This window comes from Pseudomonas sp. B21_DOA, from assembly GCA_030544685.1.
GTDB classification, from domain to species: Bacteria; Pseudomonadota; Gammaproteobacteria; order Pseudomonadales; family Pseudomonadaceae; genus Aquipseudomonas; species Aquipseudomonas fluorescens_AO.
Map to the genome: position 1 here is coordinate 1,925,183 of CP086683.1, position 16,265 is coordinate 1,941,447.

A 16,265-nucleotide genomic window follows, 5' to 3' on the forward strand; every position below is an offset into this window, starting at 1 on the left:
TGTGACAACTGCAAAACGCTACGACAACTACATCAATGGCGAATGGGTCGCCGGTGCCGATTACTCGGCCAACATCAACCCGTCCGAACTCAGCGACACCATCGGCGACTACGCCAAGGCTGACCTGACTCAGGTCAACGCCGCCATCGACGCTGCCCGCGCTGCGTTCCCGGCGTACTCCACTTCGGGCATTCAGGCCCGTCACGATTCGCTGGATAAAGTCGGCACGGAAATTCTCGCCCGTCGCGAAGAGCTCGGCACCCTGCTGGCCCGTGAAGAGGGCAAGACCCTGCCCGAAGCGATCGGTGAAGTGACCCGCGCCGGCAATATATTCAAGTTCTTCGCCGGTGAATGCCTGCGCCTGTCCGGTGACTACGTGCCGTCGGTTCGCCCGGGCGTCAACGTCGAAGTCACCCGCGAAGCGCTGGGCGTGGTCGGTCTGATCACCCCGTGGAACTTCCCGATTGCCATCCCGGCGTGGAAAATTGCTCCGGCCCTGGCCTATGGCAACTGCGTCGTACTCAAGCCTGCCGATCTGGTGCCGGGCTGCGCCTGGGCGCTGGCGGAAATCATTTCCCGCGCGGGCTTCCCGGCCGGTGTGTTCAACCTGGTAATGGGCAGCGGTCGCGTGGTTGGCGAGGCGTTGGTCAACAGCCCGAAAGTCGACGGCATCAGCTTCACCGGTTCGGTGGGCGTGGGTCGTCAGATCGCGGTCAACTGCGTTTCGCGCCAGGCCAAGGTGCAGCTGGAAATGGGCGGCAAGAACCCGCAGATCATTCTCGACGACGCCGACCTCAAGCAAGCGGTCGAGCTGTCGGTGCAGAGCGCGTTCTACTCCACCGGCCAGCGCTGCACAGCGTCGAGCCGTCTGATCGTCACCGCTGGCATCCACGACAAGTTCGTTGAAGCGATGGCCGAGCGCATGAAGTCGATCAAGGTCGGCCACGCGCTGAAGGCCGGCACCGACATCGGTCCGGTGGTCTCCCAGGCGCAGCTTGAGCAGGACATGAAGTACATCGACATCGGCCAGTCCGAAGGTGCGCGTCTGGTCAGCGGCGGTGGTGTGGTGACATGCGACACCGAGGGCTACTTCCTCGCGCCGACCCTGTTCGCCGACAGTGAAGCGTCAATGCGTATCAGCCGCGAAGAGATCTTCGGCCCGGTGGCCAACATTGTGCGTGTGGCCGATTACGAAGCCGCGCTGGCCATGGCCAACGACACCGAATTCGGCCTGTCGGCCGGCATCGCGACCACCTCGCTGAAGTACGCCAACCACTTCAAGCGCCACTCCCAGGCCGGGATGGTGATGGTCAACCTGCCGACCGCCGGTGTGGATTACCACGTCCCGTTCGGTGGCCGTAAAGGCTCGTCCTACGGCTCCCGCGAGCAGGGCCGCTACGCGCAAGAGTTCTACACGGTCGTGAAGACTGCCTACATCGGTTCCTGATACACGCAATACCTGTGGGAGCTGGCTTGCCAGCGATTCGGGCAACGCGGTGCTTCAGGCACGCCGCGCTGATGCCATCGCTGGCAAGCCAGCTCCCACAAAGACCAAAGAATGTTTTACCCGCATAAAAATAATCAGTGGGAGTACATCTGCATGCAATCCTCCAAGCCGACTCATGTCCGCTATTTGATCCTGCTCATGCTGTTTCTGGTGACCACGATCAATTACGCAGACCGTGCCACGATCGCCATTGCCGGCTCCAGCCTGCAAAAGGACCTTGGCATTGACGCCGTTACCCTCGGCTACATCTTCTCCGCATTCGGTTGGGCCTACGTCGCCGGGCAAATTCCCGGTGGCTGGCTGCTCGATCGCTTCGGCTCGAAAAAAGTCTACGCCCTGAGCATTTTCACCTGGTCGCTGTTCACCGTGCTGCAAGGCTTCGTCGGTGAATTCGGCATGTCCACGGCAGTGGTTGCGCTGTTCATGCTGCGTTTCCTCGTGGGCCTGGCCGAAGCGCCATCGTTCCCCGGCAACGCGCGCATCGTGGCGGCGTGGTTCCCGACCGCTGAACGCGGCACCGCTTCGGCGATCTTCAACTCGGCGCAATACTTTGCCACCGTGTTGTTCGCGCCGCTGATGGGCTGGATCGTCTACAGCTTCGGCTGGGAGCACGTGTTCATCGTCATGGGGATTCTGGGCATCATCTTCTCGCTGGTGTGGCTGAAGGTTATCCACAGCCCGCGCCAACACCCGATGGCCAACGAAGCTGAAGTCAACTTCATCGCTGACAACGGCGGCATGGTCGACATGGACCAGAACAAAGGCAAAAAAGCCGATGGGCCGAAGTGGGACTACATCCGTCAGTTGCTGACCAACCGCATGATGCTTGGCGTGTATCTGGGCCAGTACTGCATCAACGGCATCACCTACTTCTTCCTGACCTGGTTCCCGGTGTATCTGGTGCAAGAGCGTGGCATGACCATTCTCAAGGCCGGTTTCATCGCTTCGTTGCCGGCGATCTGCGGCTTTATCGGCGGTGTGCTCGGCGGGGTGATTTCCGATTACCTGCTGCGCAAGGGCCACTCGCTGACTTTCGCCCGCAAGGCGCCGATCATCGCTGGTCTGCTGGTGTCGAGCAGCATCGTTGCGTGCAACTATGTTGACGTGGAATGGATGGTCGTGGGCTTCATGGCGCTGGCATTCTTCGGCAAAGGCGTAGGTGCACTGGGCTGGGCGGTGGTTTCCGACACTTCGCCGAAACAGATCGCCGGTCTGAGCGGTGGCCTGTTCAACACCTTCGGCAACATCGCCTCGATCACCACACCGATCGTGATTGGCTACATCATCAGCTCCACCGGTTCGTTCAAATGGGCGCTGGTGTTTGTCGGTGCCAACGCACTGGTCGCGGTGTTCAGCTACCTGGTGATCGTCGGCCCGATCAAGCGTGTGGTCTTGAAAGAGCCGCCAGCCAAGGGCGGTAATGAAGCCACCGGCAATTTGTCTCAAGCGCATTCCTGAGGAGCGGCGTCATGCAGTTGATTGAACATTCCGACTCGCCGCGCTACATCCGCCTGCACGAGCGGGACAACGTTGTAGTGGTGGTCAACGATCAGGGCGTACCGGCCGGTACCGAGTTCGCCGACGGCCTGGTTACCTTGGATTTCGTACCGCAGAGCCACAAGGTCACCCTGGAGGATATTCCCGAGGGCGGCCCGGTGATTCGTTACGGGCAGATCATTGGTTACGCGTTGCAGCCGATCCGTCGCGGCAGTTGGGTCAAGGAAGATCAACTGCGCATGCCGACCGCGCCGCCGCTGGACAGCTTGCCGCTGTCCACCGATGTGCCGGATGCGCAGGCACCGCTGGAAGGCTTCACATTCGAGGGTTATCGCAACGCCGACGGCACCGTCGGCACGCGCAACATTCTCGGCATCACCACCACCGTACAGTGCGTCACCGGTGTGCTCGATCACGCGGTCAAGCGCATCAAGGAAGAGCTGCTGCCGAAGTACCCGCATGTCGATGACGTGGTGGCGCTGACCCACAGTTATGGCTGCGGTGTGGCGATTACCGCCACCGATGCCTACATCCCGATTCGCACCGTGCGCAATCTGGCGCGCAACCCGAACCTGGGGGCGAGGCGCTGGTAATCAGTCTGGGCTGCGAGAAATTGCAGGCCGCGCAGGTGATGCACGAAGACGATGCCTCGGTGGATCTCAGCGATCCTTGGCTGTACCGCTTGCAGGATTCCAGCCACGGCTTTACCGAAATGATCGAGCAGATCATGGAACTGGCCGAAGTGCGTTTGAAGAAACTCGACCAGCGCCGCCGCGAAACGGTGCCGGCGTCCGAGCTGATTCTCGGTATGCAGTGCGGCGGCAGCGACGCGTTCTCCGGCATCACCGCCAACCCGGCGCTGGGTTATGCCTCGGACTTGCTATTGCGTGCGGGGGCGACGGTGATGTTTTCCGAAGTCACCGAAGTGCGCGATGCGATCTACCTGCTGACCTCGCGGGCGCAGACGCAAACTGTTGCCGAAGAGCTGGTACGCGAGATGGACTGGTACGACCGTTACCTGGCCAAGGGCGAAGCCGATCGCAGCGCCAACACCACGCCGGGCAACAAGAAAGGCGGGTTGTCGAACATTGTCGAGAAGTCGCTGGGCTCGATCGTCAAGTCCGGCAGCAGCGCGATCAACGGCGTGCTCGGACCAGGCGAGCGTTTCAAGCAGAAGGGGCTGATTTTCTGCGCGACGCCAGCCAGCGATTTTGTCTGCGGTACGTTGCAACTGGCGGCGGGGATGAACCTGCACGTGTTCACCACTGGGCGCGGTACGCCTTATGGGCTGGCCATGGCGCCGGTGGTCAAGGTATCGACGCGGACTGAACTGGCACAGCGCTGGCCGGACCTGATTGACATCGATGCCGGGCGCATTGCAACCGGGCGCGCGACCATCGAGGAGCTGGGCTGGGAGTTGTTTCACTATTACCTGGATGTTGCCAGTGGCAAGCAACAGACCTGGGCGGAGAAACACAAGCTGCATAACGACATCACCTTGTTCAACCCGGCGCCGATTACCTGAGACCGCGTCATCGTTCTTCGCGAGCAGGCTCGCTCCCACAGGGATATGCATTGCAAATGTGGGAGCGAGCCTGCTCGCGAAAGCGATCTGCCAGACGCCGAAGGACTTGCGGTGCCTGTGATCGTTCCCACGCAGAGCATGGGAACGATCAGGGCGAAAGTGGCTTATCATTAGCCCCCTATCGACGCTCACCCAAGGCTCCCCGGCATGCTGGCAATCTTTCTTGAAACCCTGAACATCACCGCGCCGGTGTTTGCCATGCTGTTTCTCGGTGTGCTGCTCAAGCGCATCGACTGGATCAACGACAACTTCATCCACACCGCCTCATCGCTGGTGTTCAACGTCACGATGCCGGCATTGCTGTTTCTCGGCATCCTCCACGCTGACCTGCACGCCGCGCTGCAACCTTCGCTACTGATCTACTTTTCCCTCGCCACCCTGGTGAGTTTCGCCGTGGCTTGGGGCTGGGCAATTTTCAAGTGTCCGCGTGAAGATCGCGGCATCTACACCCAGGGCGCGTTTCGCGGCAACAACGGCGTGATCGGCCTGGCGCTCGCTGCAAGCATGTACGGCGATTACGGCATTTCCCTCGGGGCGATTCTCGCGGCGCTGGTGATCCTGTTCTACAACACGCTGTCGACCATTGTGCTGGCCGTATACAGCCCGGTGATCAAGTCCGATCCGTGGAGCATCTGCAAAAGCGTGTTCAGCAACCCGCTGATCATCAGCGTGATTGCGGCGGCGCCGTTCGCCTATTTCAAGATCGGTTTGCCGGGTTGGCTGGAAACCTCCGGCCAGTATCTGGCGCAGACCACTTTGCCGTTGGCACTGATTTGTATCGGTGGCACGCTGTCACTGGCGGCGTTGCGCAAGAGCGGCAAGATGGCGCTCAGTTCCAGCCTGGTGAAAATGGTCGGTCTGCCGTTACTGGCAACCGTCGGGGCGTGGTTGTGGGGCTTTCGCGGGGCGGAGTTGGGGATTCTCTTTCTCTACTTTGGCAGCCCGACGGCGGCGGCAAGTTTCGTCATGGCCCGGGCGGCACAGGGCAATCATGAGCTGGCGGCGGCGATCATCGTGCTGACCACGTTGATGGCGGCGATTACCACCAATGTCGGGATCTTTGTGTTGCAGTGGGGTGGGTGGATCTGATCAAGGATTTGCGGTGTCTGGCAGGGCCTCTTCGCGAGCAGGCTCGCTCCCACAGGAAACGCATTGCAAATTTGGGAGCGAGCCTGCTCGCGAAGGCGGTCACTGCGGTTTCTGGTAGCTGTCGATCACTTCCTGCGCCGCGCGAAACGCATCGATCGCCGCCGGCACGCCGGCATACACCGCGCAATGCAGCAGGGCTTCGCGAATCTCTTCCACCGTGCAGCCATTGTTCAACGCGCCGCGTACGTGGCCCTTCAACTCTTGCGGGCACTTCAACGCGGTCAGCGCGGCGAGGGTAATCAGGCTGCGGGTTTTCAGCGACAGACCTTCGCGGTTCCACACCCGCCCCAGGCGTGTTCATTGACGAAATCCTGCAACGGCTGGGTGAACTCGGTGGCGTTGCCCAAGGCGCGATCAACGAAGGCATCGCCCATGACCTGACGACGGATTTCAACCCCGGACTGCTTCGACTCGTTCATGGCACATCTCTCTTGTGGTGTTGGCGACGCCAGGCGCGGATCGACGTGAACAACAGAAACGTCAGCAGCGCCGGCAGGACATAAAACAGCATCAAGCGCTCGAGTCTGCCGGCCAGCGGCATGCCGGTGGTGAACGACACCACATGCAGCCCGTAGACCAGATACAAACCAAGCAGCAGCAAGCCTTCGACCCGGGTCACGCGGTAGCCGGAATAGAACACCGGCAGGCACAGCGCCGCGACGCCGAGCATCACCGGCAAGTCGAAATCCAGCGCATTCGGGGAAACGGAAAGCGGCGTCGGTGCGAGGAGGGCGGTCAGCCCGAGCACCCCGAGCAGGTTGAACAGGTTGGCGCCGATCACGTTGCCCACAGCAATGTCGCGCTGCCCGCGCAACGCAGCGATCAGCGAAGTCGCCAGTTCGGGTAGCGAAGTGCCGACCGCGACCACGGTCAGACCGATGACCCGTTCCGACAGGCCCAAGTCGGTGGCCACGACCACGGCGGCGCCGAGCAGCAGACGCCCGGCGAACACCAGCATGGCCAGGCCAGCGAGAATCATCAGCCCACTGATCAGCCAGGATTGCTGTGTCTCGGTGGGTGGTTCTGTATGCGGTCGCGTCGAGTGTCGCGACTGGCGAAACAGCAAGCCGAGGTACAACGCCAAAGCGCCGAGCAGCAGAACGCCGTCGAAACGCCCGATGTCCTTGTTCCAGGCGAGGATGAATACCAACAGGCTGGCGCCGATCATCAGCGGGATGTCCAGGCGCACCAGTTGCCGCGACACGCGCAGCGGGATGATCAGTGCCGACAGGCCAAGGGTTACAAGGATGTTGAAGATGCCGCTGCCGACCACGCTGCCGACGGCGATGTCGGGGTTGTCGGACAGCGCCGCTTGCAGGCTCACCGCCATTTGCGGGGCGCTGCTCCCGAGAGCGACGATGGTCAGGCCAATGATCAGCGGGCGCACATGCAGACGCTCGGCCAGACGCACGGCGGCGCGCACCATCAGCTCGGCGCCGATGAGCAAAAGACACAGGCCACTGAGCAATTCGATGACGTTGATCAGCGGCAGATCGGCTAGTCCGAAAATGGTCGGCGCTCCATCAGTCGAGGGCCTGCACGCGTACCCGGGCGGTGCCGCTGCGCAGCATGCCGATTTCGTCGGCGGCCTCGCGTGACAGATCGATCAATCGGCCACGGGTGTGCGGGCCCCGGTCGTTGATGCGGACCACGACCGATTCGTCGTTTTTCAGGTTGGTGACCTTCACCCGCGTGCCGAATGGCAACTGGCGGTGGGCGGCGGTCAGGGAATGCTGGTTGAACGCTTCGCCGCTGGCAGTGCGTTTACCGTGATGTTTGGCTCCGTAATAGGAGGCGACGCCGGTCTGGTCGTAACCGTGCGGGTCGATGGTGTCGGTACTGGCGCAACCGGCCAGCAGAGAGAGCAGGGCGCTGCTCAAAAACAGGCGCTTCATTCAAAGGTATCCCGGATCAAATGTAGGATTGACCTGTGGTGAGGGATTTATCCCCGTTGGACTGCGCAGCAGTCCCAAAACTGAAAACTCGATTTATCTGGTGCAAATCAAGCTCAGCAATTGGGGCCGCTTCGCGGCCCAGCGGGGATAAATCCCTCGCCACAGGTCCCTTCCACAGGGGATGGAGCCAGGCTTTGGATCTGGCTCCATTGTGGTCAGCCTTCGAGCTTGCTTTTCAGCAGTTCGTTCACCTGCTGCGGGTTGGCTTTGCCTTTGGAGGCTTTCATGGCCTGGCCGACGAAGAAACCGAACATCTTGCCGCGTTTGGCTTCGTCTGCCGCGCGGTACTGTTCGACCTGTTCGGCGTTGGCCGCGAGCATTTCATCGAGCACGGCCGAGATCGCGCCCGTGTCGGTGACTTGCTTGAGGCCGCGCTTTTCGATGATCTCGTCAGCACTGCCTTCGCCGTTGGCCATCGCTTCGAACACCACCTTGGCGATCTTGCCGGAGATGGTGTTGTCCTTGATGCGCTGTAGCATGCCGCCCAGTTGCTCGGCGGACACCGGCGAATCCTCGATGTCCAGGCCCTGCTTGTTAAGCAGGCTGCCCAACTCGACCATCACCCAGTTCGCCGCCAGTTTCGCGTCGCCACCGATGGCCGCGACTTTCTCGAAGTAGTCCGCCTGCTCACGGCTGGTGGCCAGCACGTTGGCGTCGTAGGCCGACAGACCGAACTGGCTCTGGAAGCGTTCGCGTTTTTGCGGTGGCAGTTCCGGCAGAGTCGCGCGCACTTCACCGAGAAACGACTCTTCGATGACCACCGGCAGCAGGTCCGGATCGGGGAAGTAACGGTAGTCGTTGGCTTCCTCTTTCGAACGCATCGGACGGGTTTCATCCTTGTTCGGGTCGTACAGGCGGGTCTGCTGGATGACCTTGCCGCCGTCTTCGATCAGCTCGATCTGACGCTGGATTTCCGAGTTGATCGCCTTCTCGATGAAGCGGAACGAGTTGACGTTCTTGATCTCGCAGCGGGTACCGAACTCGACCTGGCCTTTCGGCCTTACCGAGACGTTGCAGTCGCAACGCAGCGAGCCTTCGGCCATGTTGCCGTCGCAGATGCCCAGGTAACGCACCAGCGCATGGATCGCCTTGACGTAAGCCACGGCTTCCTTGGCGCTGCGCATGTCCGGCTCGGAAACGATTTCCAGCAGCGGCGTGCCGGCACGGTTCAGGTCGATGCCGGTGGCACCGTTGAATTCTTCGTGCAGGCTCTTGCCGGCATCTTCTTCCAGGTGCGCGCGGGTAATGCCGACGCGTTTGACCGTGCCGTCTTCCAGGGCGATGTCCAGGTGGCCTTTGCCAACGATCGGCAATTCCATCTGGCTGATCTGATAGCCCTTCGGCAGGTCCGGGTAGAAGTAGTTCTTGCGGGCGAACACGTTGTGCTGGCCGATCTCGGCGTCAATCGCCAGACCGAACATCACCGCCATGCGCACCGCTTCCTGGTTGAGCACCGGCAGCACACCGGGCATGCCCAGGTCGATCAGACTGGCCTGAGTGTTCGGCTCGGAACCGAACGTGGTGGAACTACCGGAAAAGATTTTCGACCGGGTGGTGAGCTGAGTGTGAATCTCCAGCCCGATCACGACTTCCCATTGCATGTGTGTCTCCTCAGAAGCCGGTTGGGGTGCGGGTGTGCCAGTCGGTATTGAGCTGGTACTGGTGCGCCACATTGAGCAGGCGACCTTCCTGGAAATACGGCGCGAGCAACTGCACCCCACCGGCAGACCGTCGACAAAACCGGCCGGCATCGACAGGCCCGGCAGGCCGGCGAGGTTGGCGGTGATGGTGTAGACATCTTCCAGATAGGCAGCGACCGGGTCGCTGTTCTTCGCGCCAAGCTTCCACGCCGGGTTCGGCGTGGTCGGGCCGAGGATGATGTCGACTTCATTGAAGGCAGCCATGAAGTCGTTCTTCACCAGACGACGGATCTTCTGCGCTTTCAGGTAGTAAGCGTCGTAGTAACCGGCGGACAGCGCGTAGGCACCGACCATGATCCGGCGCTGTACTTCGGCGCCGAAGCCTTCGCCACGGGAGCGCTTGTACAGGTCGATGAGGTTTTCCGGGTTCTCGCAGCGATGGCCGAAACGCACGCCGTCGAAACGCGACAGGTTGGAAGACGCTTCTGCCGGGGCGATCACGTAGTAGGCCGGAATGGCGTGCTGCATATTCGGCAGGCTGATTTCCTTGATCACCGCACCGAGCTTCTGCAACTGCTGGATGCTGTTCTGGATCAGCTCGGCAATGCGCGGGTCGAGACCAGCGCTGAAGTATTCCTTCGGCACGCCGATGCGCAGGCCTTGCAGCGACTCGCCGAGGCTGGAGGAGTAATCCGGGACTGGCTCATCGATGCTGGTGGAGTCGTTCGGGTCGAAGCCGGCCATGCCTTGCAGGAGGATCGCGCAGTCTTCGGCCGTGCGCGCCAACGGGCCGCCCTGATCGAGGCTGGACGCGTAGGCAATCATGCCCCAGCGCGAAACGCGACCGTAGGTCGGCTTCAGGCCGGTGAGGTTGGTGAACGCCGCCGGCTGACGGATCGAACCGCCGGTGTCAGTGGCCGTGGCCGCTGGCAAAAGACGAGCGGCAACCGCCGCCGCCGAGCCACCGGACGAACCGCCTGGCACGTGTTCCAGGTTCCACGGGTTTTTCACGGCGCCGTACCAGCTCGACTCGTTGGCCGAACCCATGGCGAATTCGTCCATGTTGGTCTTGCCCAGAGTCACCGCGCCGGCAGCGGCCAGTTTCGCGACTACGGTGGCGTCGTAGGGAGCCTTGAAATTGTCGAGCATCTTCGAGCCGCAGCTGGTGCGGATGCCCTGGGTGCAGAACAGATCCTTGTGGGCGATCGGCGCGCCGAGCAGGGCGCCGCTCTCACCATTGGCCCGGCGCGCATCGGCGGCTTTCGCCTGCTCGATGGCCAGATCCTCGGTGAGGCTGATGAAACTGTTGAGCTGCGGATCGAGCTGGGTAATACGCGCCAGCAGGACTTTGGTCAGCTCTTCGGAGGAAAACTTTTTATCGGCGAGACCGCGGGCGATCTCGGCCAGAGTCATTTGATGCATTGCAGGCTCTTTCCCTTTAGTCGATGACTTTCGGAACCAGATACAGGCCGTTTTCGACCGCTGGTGCGATGGACTGGTAGGCCTCGCGGTTATTCGTCTCGGTTACCACGTCGGCGCGCAGGCGCTGACTGGCTTCCAAAGGGTGGGCCAGCGGCTCGATACCGTCGGTATCAACGGCCTGCATTTCGTCGACCAGCCCGAGAATGCTGTTGAGGGCGGAAGTAATGTGCGGAAGATCGGCATCGTTGAGGCCAAGGCAGGCCAGATGCGCGATTTTTTCCACGTCGGAGCGTTCTAGCGCCATCGGGATTCTCCAGTGGAAAACAGAACGGACGGCGTCCGTGTGTTAGATTGTCGGAACACTACCGCACTTCTACGGTCATAAGGCCGCGATTGTGGGGCTTGGTGCACAGAAAAGCGGCCAATTTAACATATTGGCGCCTTGCCCAAAATCCCTGTCGTTGTTAGAGTTTGCCGCACTTTTTACCCACGCGTTGCCTAGGGTCCCTTTCCCATGTTCAAGAAACTGCGTGGCATGTTTTCCAGCGATCTTTCCATTGACCTGGGCACTGCCAACACCCTTATTTACGTGCGCGAGCGCGGTATCGTCCTGAATGAGCCATCGGTTGTGGCCATTCGGACACACGGTAACCAGAAAGTGTCGTCGCTGTCGGCACCGAGGCCAAGCGCATGCTTGGCCGTACGCCGGGCAACATTGCTGCCATTCGTCCGATGAAGGACGGCGTGATCGCCGACTTCAGCGTCTGCGAAAAGATGCTGCAGTACTTTATCAACAAGGTTCACGAAAACAGTTTCCTGCAGCCCAGCCCACGAGTGCTGATCTGCGTTCCATGCAAGTCCACCCAGGTTGAGCGTCGTGCCATCCGTGAATCGGCCCTTGGCGCCGGTGCCCGTGAAGTGTTCCTGATCGAAGAGCCGATGGCTGCTGCGATCGGTGCCGGTCTGCCGGTTGAAGAAGCGCGCGGTTCGATGGTCGTGGACATCGGTGGTGGTACCACCGAAATCGCCCTGATCTCCCTGAACGGTGTGGTTTACGCCGAATCCGTACGTGTCGGCGGCGACCGTTTCGACGAAGCGATCATCACTTATGTGCGCCGCAACTACGGCAGCCTGATCGGTGAATCCACCGCTGAGCGCATCAAGCAGGAAATCGGTACCGCCTACCCGGGCGGCGAAGTACGCGAAGTCGATGTTCGCGGTCGCAACCTGGCCGAAGGCGTTCCACGCGCATTCACCCTGAACTCCAACGAAGTGCTCGAGGCTCTGCAAGAGTCGCTGGCAACCATCGTTCAGGCGGTGAAAAGCGCGCTGGAGCAATCGCCGCCGGAACTGGCCTCCGACATCGCCGAGCGTGGCCTGGTGCTGACCGGTGGTGGCGCGCTGCTGCGTGACCTCGACAAGTTGCTGGCCCAGGAAACCGGTCTGCCGGTGATCGTTGCCGAAGACCCGCTGACTTGCGTTGCTCGCGGCGGTGGCCGTGCGCTGGAAATGATGGATAAGCACACCATGGATCTGCTTTCGAGCGAATAAGCTTCGAATGCAATACGTGGGTGAACGCACAGGCAGCACTTTGCAGTGCTGCCTGTTGGCGTTTATCTTCTGTCAGTCTTCATCCAGGCCGGTTTGATGCCGTATGAATAAACAGAACATTTGCCTGGGAGGAGCGGCTTATTAAACCGCTTTTCACCAAAGGCCCTTCGTTGGGCGTGCGCCTGTTGGTGCTGGCCGTGCTCGCGGTCGCACTGATGGTGGTCGATGCACGTTTCGACCTGCTCAAACCCGCGCGCAAGCAAGCGTCGCTGGTGCTCATGGATGCCTACTGGATTACGGACCTGCCCGGCCGCTTGTGGGAAGGGGTCGCCAGTCAGTTCGGCAGCCGCACCGAGCTCGTCGCCGAAAACGAAAAACTCAAGACCGAAAACCTGCTGTTGCAGGGACGCATGCAAAAGCTCGCGGCCCTGACCGAGCAGAACGTTCGGCTGCGCGAGTTGCTCAACTCCTCCGCACTGGTCAATGAAAAGGTCGAAGTGGCCGAGCTGATCGGCATGGACCCCAACCCCTTCACCCATCGCATCATCATCAACAAAGGTGAGCGCGACGGCGTGGTGCTCGGCCAACCGGTGCTCGATGCCCGCGGGTTGATGGGCCAGGTGGTTGAATTGATGCCGTACACCTCGCGTGTCCTGCTGCTGACCGACACCACCCACAGCATTCCCGTACAGGTGAACCGTAACGGTCTGCGCGCGATTGCCAGTGGCACCGGCAACCCGGAGCGCCTGGAATTGCGTCATGTCGCCGACACGGCGGACATCAAGGAAGGCGATCTGCTGGTCAGCTCCGGCCTCGGCCAGCGATTCCCGGCCGGTTATCCGGTGGCGACGGTAAAAGAGGTCATCCACGATTCCGGCCAACCGTTCGCTATCGTCCGCGCCGTGCCCACAGCTGCCCTGAACCGTAGTCGCTACCTGTTGCTGGTGTTCAGCGACAGCCGCACTGCCGAGGAGCGCGCCAATGACGCGGCCCAGGCCCAGGAGCAACTCGATGCCCACGGCGGTGGCCCGATGTTGCCGGCCAGCGTGCCGAAACCGTTGATCATGCCTGCCACGCCATCGACCGCTACCGCAGCGCCGGCCACTGAAGCCGCAGCGCCTGCCGCCACGCCAGCCAAGCCCGCCGCGAGCAAGCCGCCCGCTGCCGCTCCGGCCACTGCCAAACCGCCGGCCGCCAGCAAACCACCGGCGAAACCGCCAGCGACTACCGGGGGACGAGAATAATGGTCGGCGCGAAAAAATCCGGAAACGGCTGGATGATCTGGCTGACGTTCTTCGTCGGCATCCTGCTCAGCGTTTCGCCGTTGCCGATCTTCATGGAAATCCTTCGCCCGCTGTGGCTGGCCTTGCTCGTGACGTTTTGGGCGCTGTACATGCCGCACACGGTCGGCATGGTGACGGCGTTCTGTCTGGGGCTGGCCGAAGATGTCCTGCAGGGCGACCTGCTCGGGCAGAACGCGCTGATCCTGACCCTGATTACTTTCCTCGTGTTGTCGTTGCAGCAGCGCCTGCGCATGTTCCCGATGTGGCAGCAGTGCCTAGTGATCCTGGTGATCTTCGGCCTCGCACAATTGGCGCAACTGTGGCTCAGCGCTCTGACCGGCAACCGTCAGCCAACCCTGGCGCTGGTCTTGCCGGCGCTGGTCAGTGCCTTGCTCTGGCCGTGGGTCAGCTTCGCCCTGCGCGGGATGTGCCGACGCTACAGAATCTATTGAGCCGGTGAAGCAGGGCACTGAACAGGGAGATGTTTTGATGAAACTGCTTTACCTCGCCTCCGGCTCACCGCGTCGCCGTGAATTGCTCACGCAGATCGGCGTGCGCTTTTCCGCCATCAGTGCAGACATCGACGAAACCCCGCTTCCTGAAGAATCCCCTTCGGCCTATGTCGAGCGCCTCGCGCGTGGCAAGGCTGAGGCCGGGCGCCGCTCGGTCGTCTCTGGCCAGCCGTTCTGCGTGCTTGGCGCCGACACCGCTGTGGTGCTCGACGGCAAAATACTTGGCAAACCGGTGGACGAAGCCGACGCATGCGCCATGCTGATGATGTTGTCCGGCAACGAACACGAAGTGCTGACCGCCATCGCCGTGCTTGAAGGTGAGCGCTGCGAGTCGCGGGTGGTGCGCAGCCGCGTGCGTTTCCGCACCATCAGTCGCGAAGAGGCCGGCGCCTACTGGGCCAGTGGTGAACCGCGCGACAAGGCCGGCGGCTATGGCATTCAGGGCCTGGGCGCGGTGTTTGTCGCCGGGCTCGAAGGCAGCTATTCGGCGGTGGTCGGCCTGCCGCTGTGCGAAACCTGCGAGGCGTTGGGCCATTTCGGCATACCCTGTTGGCAAAACCTGAACACGCCCTGAGCGTCGTACGAATCCAGATGCGGCCACTATCGTGAACATGCCTGAACGAGATCCTGCCATGAGTGAAGAGATTCTGATCAACATCACGCCGATGGAGTCGCGCGTGGCGGTGGTCGAAAACGGTGTGCTGCAAGAAGTCCACGTTGAGCGCACGCAGAAACGCGGGATCGTCGGCAACATCTATAAAGGCAAGATCGTGCGCGTCCTGCCGGGCATGCAGGCAGCATTTGTCGACATTGGCCTCGATCGCGCGGCTTTCATTCATGCCGCCGAAATTTCCCTGCGTGAAGGCCCGGCCGTGGAAAGCATCAGTTCGCTGGTGCACGAGGGCCAGAGCCTGGTGGTACAAGTCACCAAGGATCCGATCGGCTCCAAAGGCGCACGTCTGACCACGCAACTGTCGATCCCTTCGCGTTATCTGGTGTACATGCCGCGCACCGCCCACGTCGGCATTTCCCTGAAGATCGAAGACGAAGCCGAGCGCGAGCGCCTCAAGCAGGTGGTCAGCGATTGCGTGGCCAAGGAAGGTATCAAGGAGGCCGGCGGTTTCATTCTGCGCACAGCCGCTGAAGGCGCGGGCGCTGATGAAATCCTCATGGACATCCGCTACCTGCGGCGTCTCTGGGACCAGATCAACGAGCAGATCAAGACCATCGCTGCGCCCAGCGTGATCTATGAAGACCTAGGCCTGGCCCTGCGTACTCTGCGTGACCTGGTCAATCCGAAGATCGAGAAAATTCGCATTGACTCGCGGGAAACCTTCCAGAAAACCACGCAATTCGTCGCCGAACTGATGCCGGAAATCGCCGATCGTCTGGAACACTATCCAGGTGAGCGACCGATCTTCGACCTCTACGGTGTCGAAGACGAAATCCAGCGTGCGCTGGAGCGCAAGGTGCCGCTCAAGTCCGGCGGTTATCTGGTGATCGATCCGGCGGAAGCCATGACCACCATCGACGTCAACACCGGGGCGTTCGTCGGCCATCGCAATCTCGAAGAAACCATTTTCAAGACCAATCTCGAAGCGGCCACGGCGATTGCCCGGCAAATGCGCCTGCGCAACCTCGGCGGGATCATCATCATCGACTTCATCGACATGGAAGATGAGGAGCATCAGCGGCAGGTCCTGCGCACTCTGGAGAAACAGCTGGAGCGCGATCACGCCAAGACCAACATCATCGGCATCACCGAGTTGGGCCTGGTGCAGATGACCCGCAAGCGCACCCGTGAAAGTCTTGAACAGGTGCTGTGCGAGCCGTGCAGCAGTTGTCAGGGACGCGGCAAACTGAAGACTGCCGAAACCATCTGTTACGAGATCTTCCGCGAGATCCTGCGCGAGGCCCGGGCCTATCAGGCCGAGGGTTATCGGGTACTGGCCAACCAGAAAGTGGTGGATCGCCTGCTTGACGAAGAATCCGGTAACGTCGCCGAGCTTGAAGGCTTTATCGGCCGCACCATACGCTTCCAGGTGGAAACCATGTATTCCCAGGAACAATATGACGTGGTGCTGCTCTGAAGCCCTGCATCACCCTTCATTCAACGCGGCTGGCCTCAGCTTTTCGCAGTATTTTTGCCATGGGAGCCAACTGA

Annotated in this window: 11 protein-coding genes and 4 pseudogenes; 9 read left to right on the forward strand and 6 right to left on the reverse strand. The window is 61.2% G+C overall.

The window, feature by feature from the left end:
- Window position 1 precedes the first annotated feature (1 nt).
- The 4 genes and pseudogenes from LJU32_08725 (at window position 2) to LJU32_08740 (ending at window position 5,678) form a co-directional block, all read left to right on the forward strand.
- Entirely contained in the window at window positions 2–1,447 is a 1,446-nt protein-coding gene (locus LJU32_08725) for an aldehyde dehydrogenase family protein (protein ID WKV90266.1), read from the forward strand.
- A gap of 153 nt (window positions 1,448–1,600) precedes the next feature.
- Window positions 1,601–2,965 carry an MFS transporter gene (locus LJU32_08730; protein ID WKV90267.1) on the forward strand — a complete coding sequence of 455 codons (1,365 nt, stop codon included), beginning with the start codon at window positions 1,601–1,603 and terminating at the stop codon, window positions 2,963–2,965.
- Window positions 2,966–2,976: 11 nt separating this feature from the next.
- Window positions 2,977–4,529 (forward strand): annotated as a pseudogene (garD, locus tag LJU32_08735) (galactarate dehydratase).
- Window positions 4,530–4,736: 207 nt separating this feature from the next.
- Window positions 4,737–5,678 (forward strand): AEC family transporter, encoded by a 942-nt coding sequence (locus tag LJU32_08740; GenBank protein ID WKV90268.1) that lies wholly within the window; start codon window positions 4,737–4,739, stop codon window positions 5,676–5,678.
- Window positions 5,679–5,777: 99 nt separating this feature from the next.
- Here the strand turns inward: LJU32_08740 and LJU32_08745 are convergent.
- The 6 genes and pseudogenes from LJU32_08745 to gatC all read right to left on the reverse strand — a co-directional run bounded on the left by LJU32_08745 (window position 5,778) and on the right by gatC (window position 11,059).
- Window positions 5,778–6,157: pseudogene (locus LJU32_08745) on the reverse strand (carboxymuconolactone decarboxylase family protein).
- Window positions 6,154–7,230, reverse strand: a complete 1,077-nt coding sequence (locus tag LJU32_08750; protein WKV91068.1) for a calcium/sodium antiporter — start codon at window positions 7,228–7,230, stop codon at window positions 6,154–6,156. Before LJU32_08750 ends, LJU32_08745 begins: the two are co-directional and overlap by 4 nt.
- A 31-nt stretch (window positions 7,231–7,261) precedes the next feature.
- Window positions 7,262–7,633 (reverse strand): septal ring lytic transglycosylase RlpA family protein, encoded by a 372-nt coding sequence (locus LJU32_08755; GenBank protein ID WKV90269.1) that lies wholly within the window; start codon window positions 7,631–7,633, stop codon window positions 7,262–7,264.
- A 215-nt stretch (window positions 7,634–7,848) separates the two neighbouring features.
- Window positions 7,849–9,294, reverse strand: a complete 1,446-nt coding sequence (gene gatB, locus LJU32_08760; protein ID WKV90270.1) for an Asp-tRNA(Asn)/Glu-tRNA(Gln) amidotransferase subunit GatB — start codon at window positions 9,292–9,294, stop codon at window positions 7,849–7,851.
- 10 nt (window positions 9,295–9,304) lie between these two features.
- A pseudogene (gatA, locus tag LJU32_08765) lies at window positions 9,305–10,755 on the reverse strand (Asp-tRNA(Asn)/Glu-tRNA(Gln) amidotransferase subunit GatA).
- 16 nt (window positions 10,756–10,771) lie between these two features.
- Window positions 10,772–11,059, reverse strand: a complete 288-nt coding sequence (gene gatC, locus LJU32_08770) for an Asp-tRNA(Asn)/Glu-tRNA(Gln) amidotransferase subunit GatC (GenBank protein ID WKV90271.1) — start codon at window positions 11,057–11,059, stop codon at window positions 10,772–10,774.
- Window positions 11,060–11,269: 210 nt separating this feature from the next.
- Here gatC and mreB point away from each other — a divergent pair.
- The 5 genes and pseudogenes from mreB (at window position 11,270) to rng (ending at window position 16,191) form a co-directional block, all read left to right on the forward strand.
- Window positions 11,270–12,306 (forward strand): annotated as a pseudogene (mreB, locus tag LJU32_08775) (rod shape-determining protein MreB).
- 140 nt (window positions 12,307–12,446) lie between these two features.
- A complete protein-coding gene (mreC, locus tag LJU32_08780) occupies window positions 12,447–13,550 on the forward strand; it encodes a rod shape-determining protein MreC (protein WKV91069.1) in 1,104 nt (367 codons plus the stop codon).
- Window positions 13,550–14,041: a rod shape-determining protein MreD gene (gene mreD, locus LJU32_08785; GenBank protein WKV90272.1), complete on the forward strand. Its 492-nt coding sequence runs from the start codon at window positions 13,550–13,552 to the stop codon at window positions 14,039–14,041. The genes mreC and mreD overlap by 1 nt, the downstream gene beginning before the upstream one ends.
- A gap of 37 nt (window positions 14,042–14,078) precedes the next feature.
- Window positions 14,079–14,675, forward strand: coding sequence for a Maf-like protein (locus LJU32_08790; GenBank protein WKV90273.1), 597 nt, complete (start codon window positions 14,079–14,081; stop codon window positions 14,673–14,675).
- Between the two features lie 58 nt (window positions 14,676–14,733).
- Window positions 14,734–16,191: a ribonuclease G gene (gene rng / locus LJU32_08795; protein WKV90274.1), complete on the forward strand. Its 1,458-nt coding sequence runs from the start codon at window positions 14,734–14,736 to the stop codon at window positions 16,189–16,191.
- Window positions 16,192–16,265: the final 74 nt, after the last annotated feature.

Excerpts from the sequence above, each read along its gene's own strand:
- LJU32_08790 (WKV90273.1), top strand. The coding sequence starts at position 14,079 with ATGAAACTGCTTTACCTCGCCTCCGGCTCACCGCGTCGCCGTGAATTG.
- LJU32_08730 (WKV90267.1), top strand. The coding sequence starts at position 1,601 with ATGCAATCCTCCAAGCCGACTCATGTCCGCTATTTGATCCTGCTCATG.
- gatC (WKV90271.1), bottom strand. The coding sequence starts at position 11,059 with ATGGCGCTAGAACGCTCCGACGTGGAAAAAATCGCGCATCTGGCCTGC.
- LJU32_08755 (WKV90269.1), bottom strand. The coding sequence starts at position 7,633 with ATGAAGCGCCTGTTTTTGAGCAGCGCCCTGCTCTCTCTGCTGGCCGGT.
- mreD (WKV90272.1), top strand. The coding sequence starts at position 13,550 with ATGGTCGGCGCGAAAAAATCCGGAAACGGCTGGATGATCTGGCTGACG.
- gatB (WKV90270.1), bottom strand. The coding sequence starts at position 9,294 with ATGCAATGGGAAGTCGTGATCGGGCTGGAGATTCACACTCAGCTCACC.
- LJU32_08740 (WKV90268.1), top strand. The coding sequence starts at position 4,737 with ATGCTGGCAATCTTTCTTGAAACCCTGAACATCACCGCGCCGGTGTTT.
- rng (WKV90274.1), top strand. The coding sequence starts at position 14,734 with ATGAGTGAAGAGATTCTGATCAACATCACGCCGATGGAGTCGCGCGTG.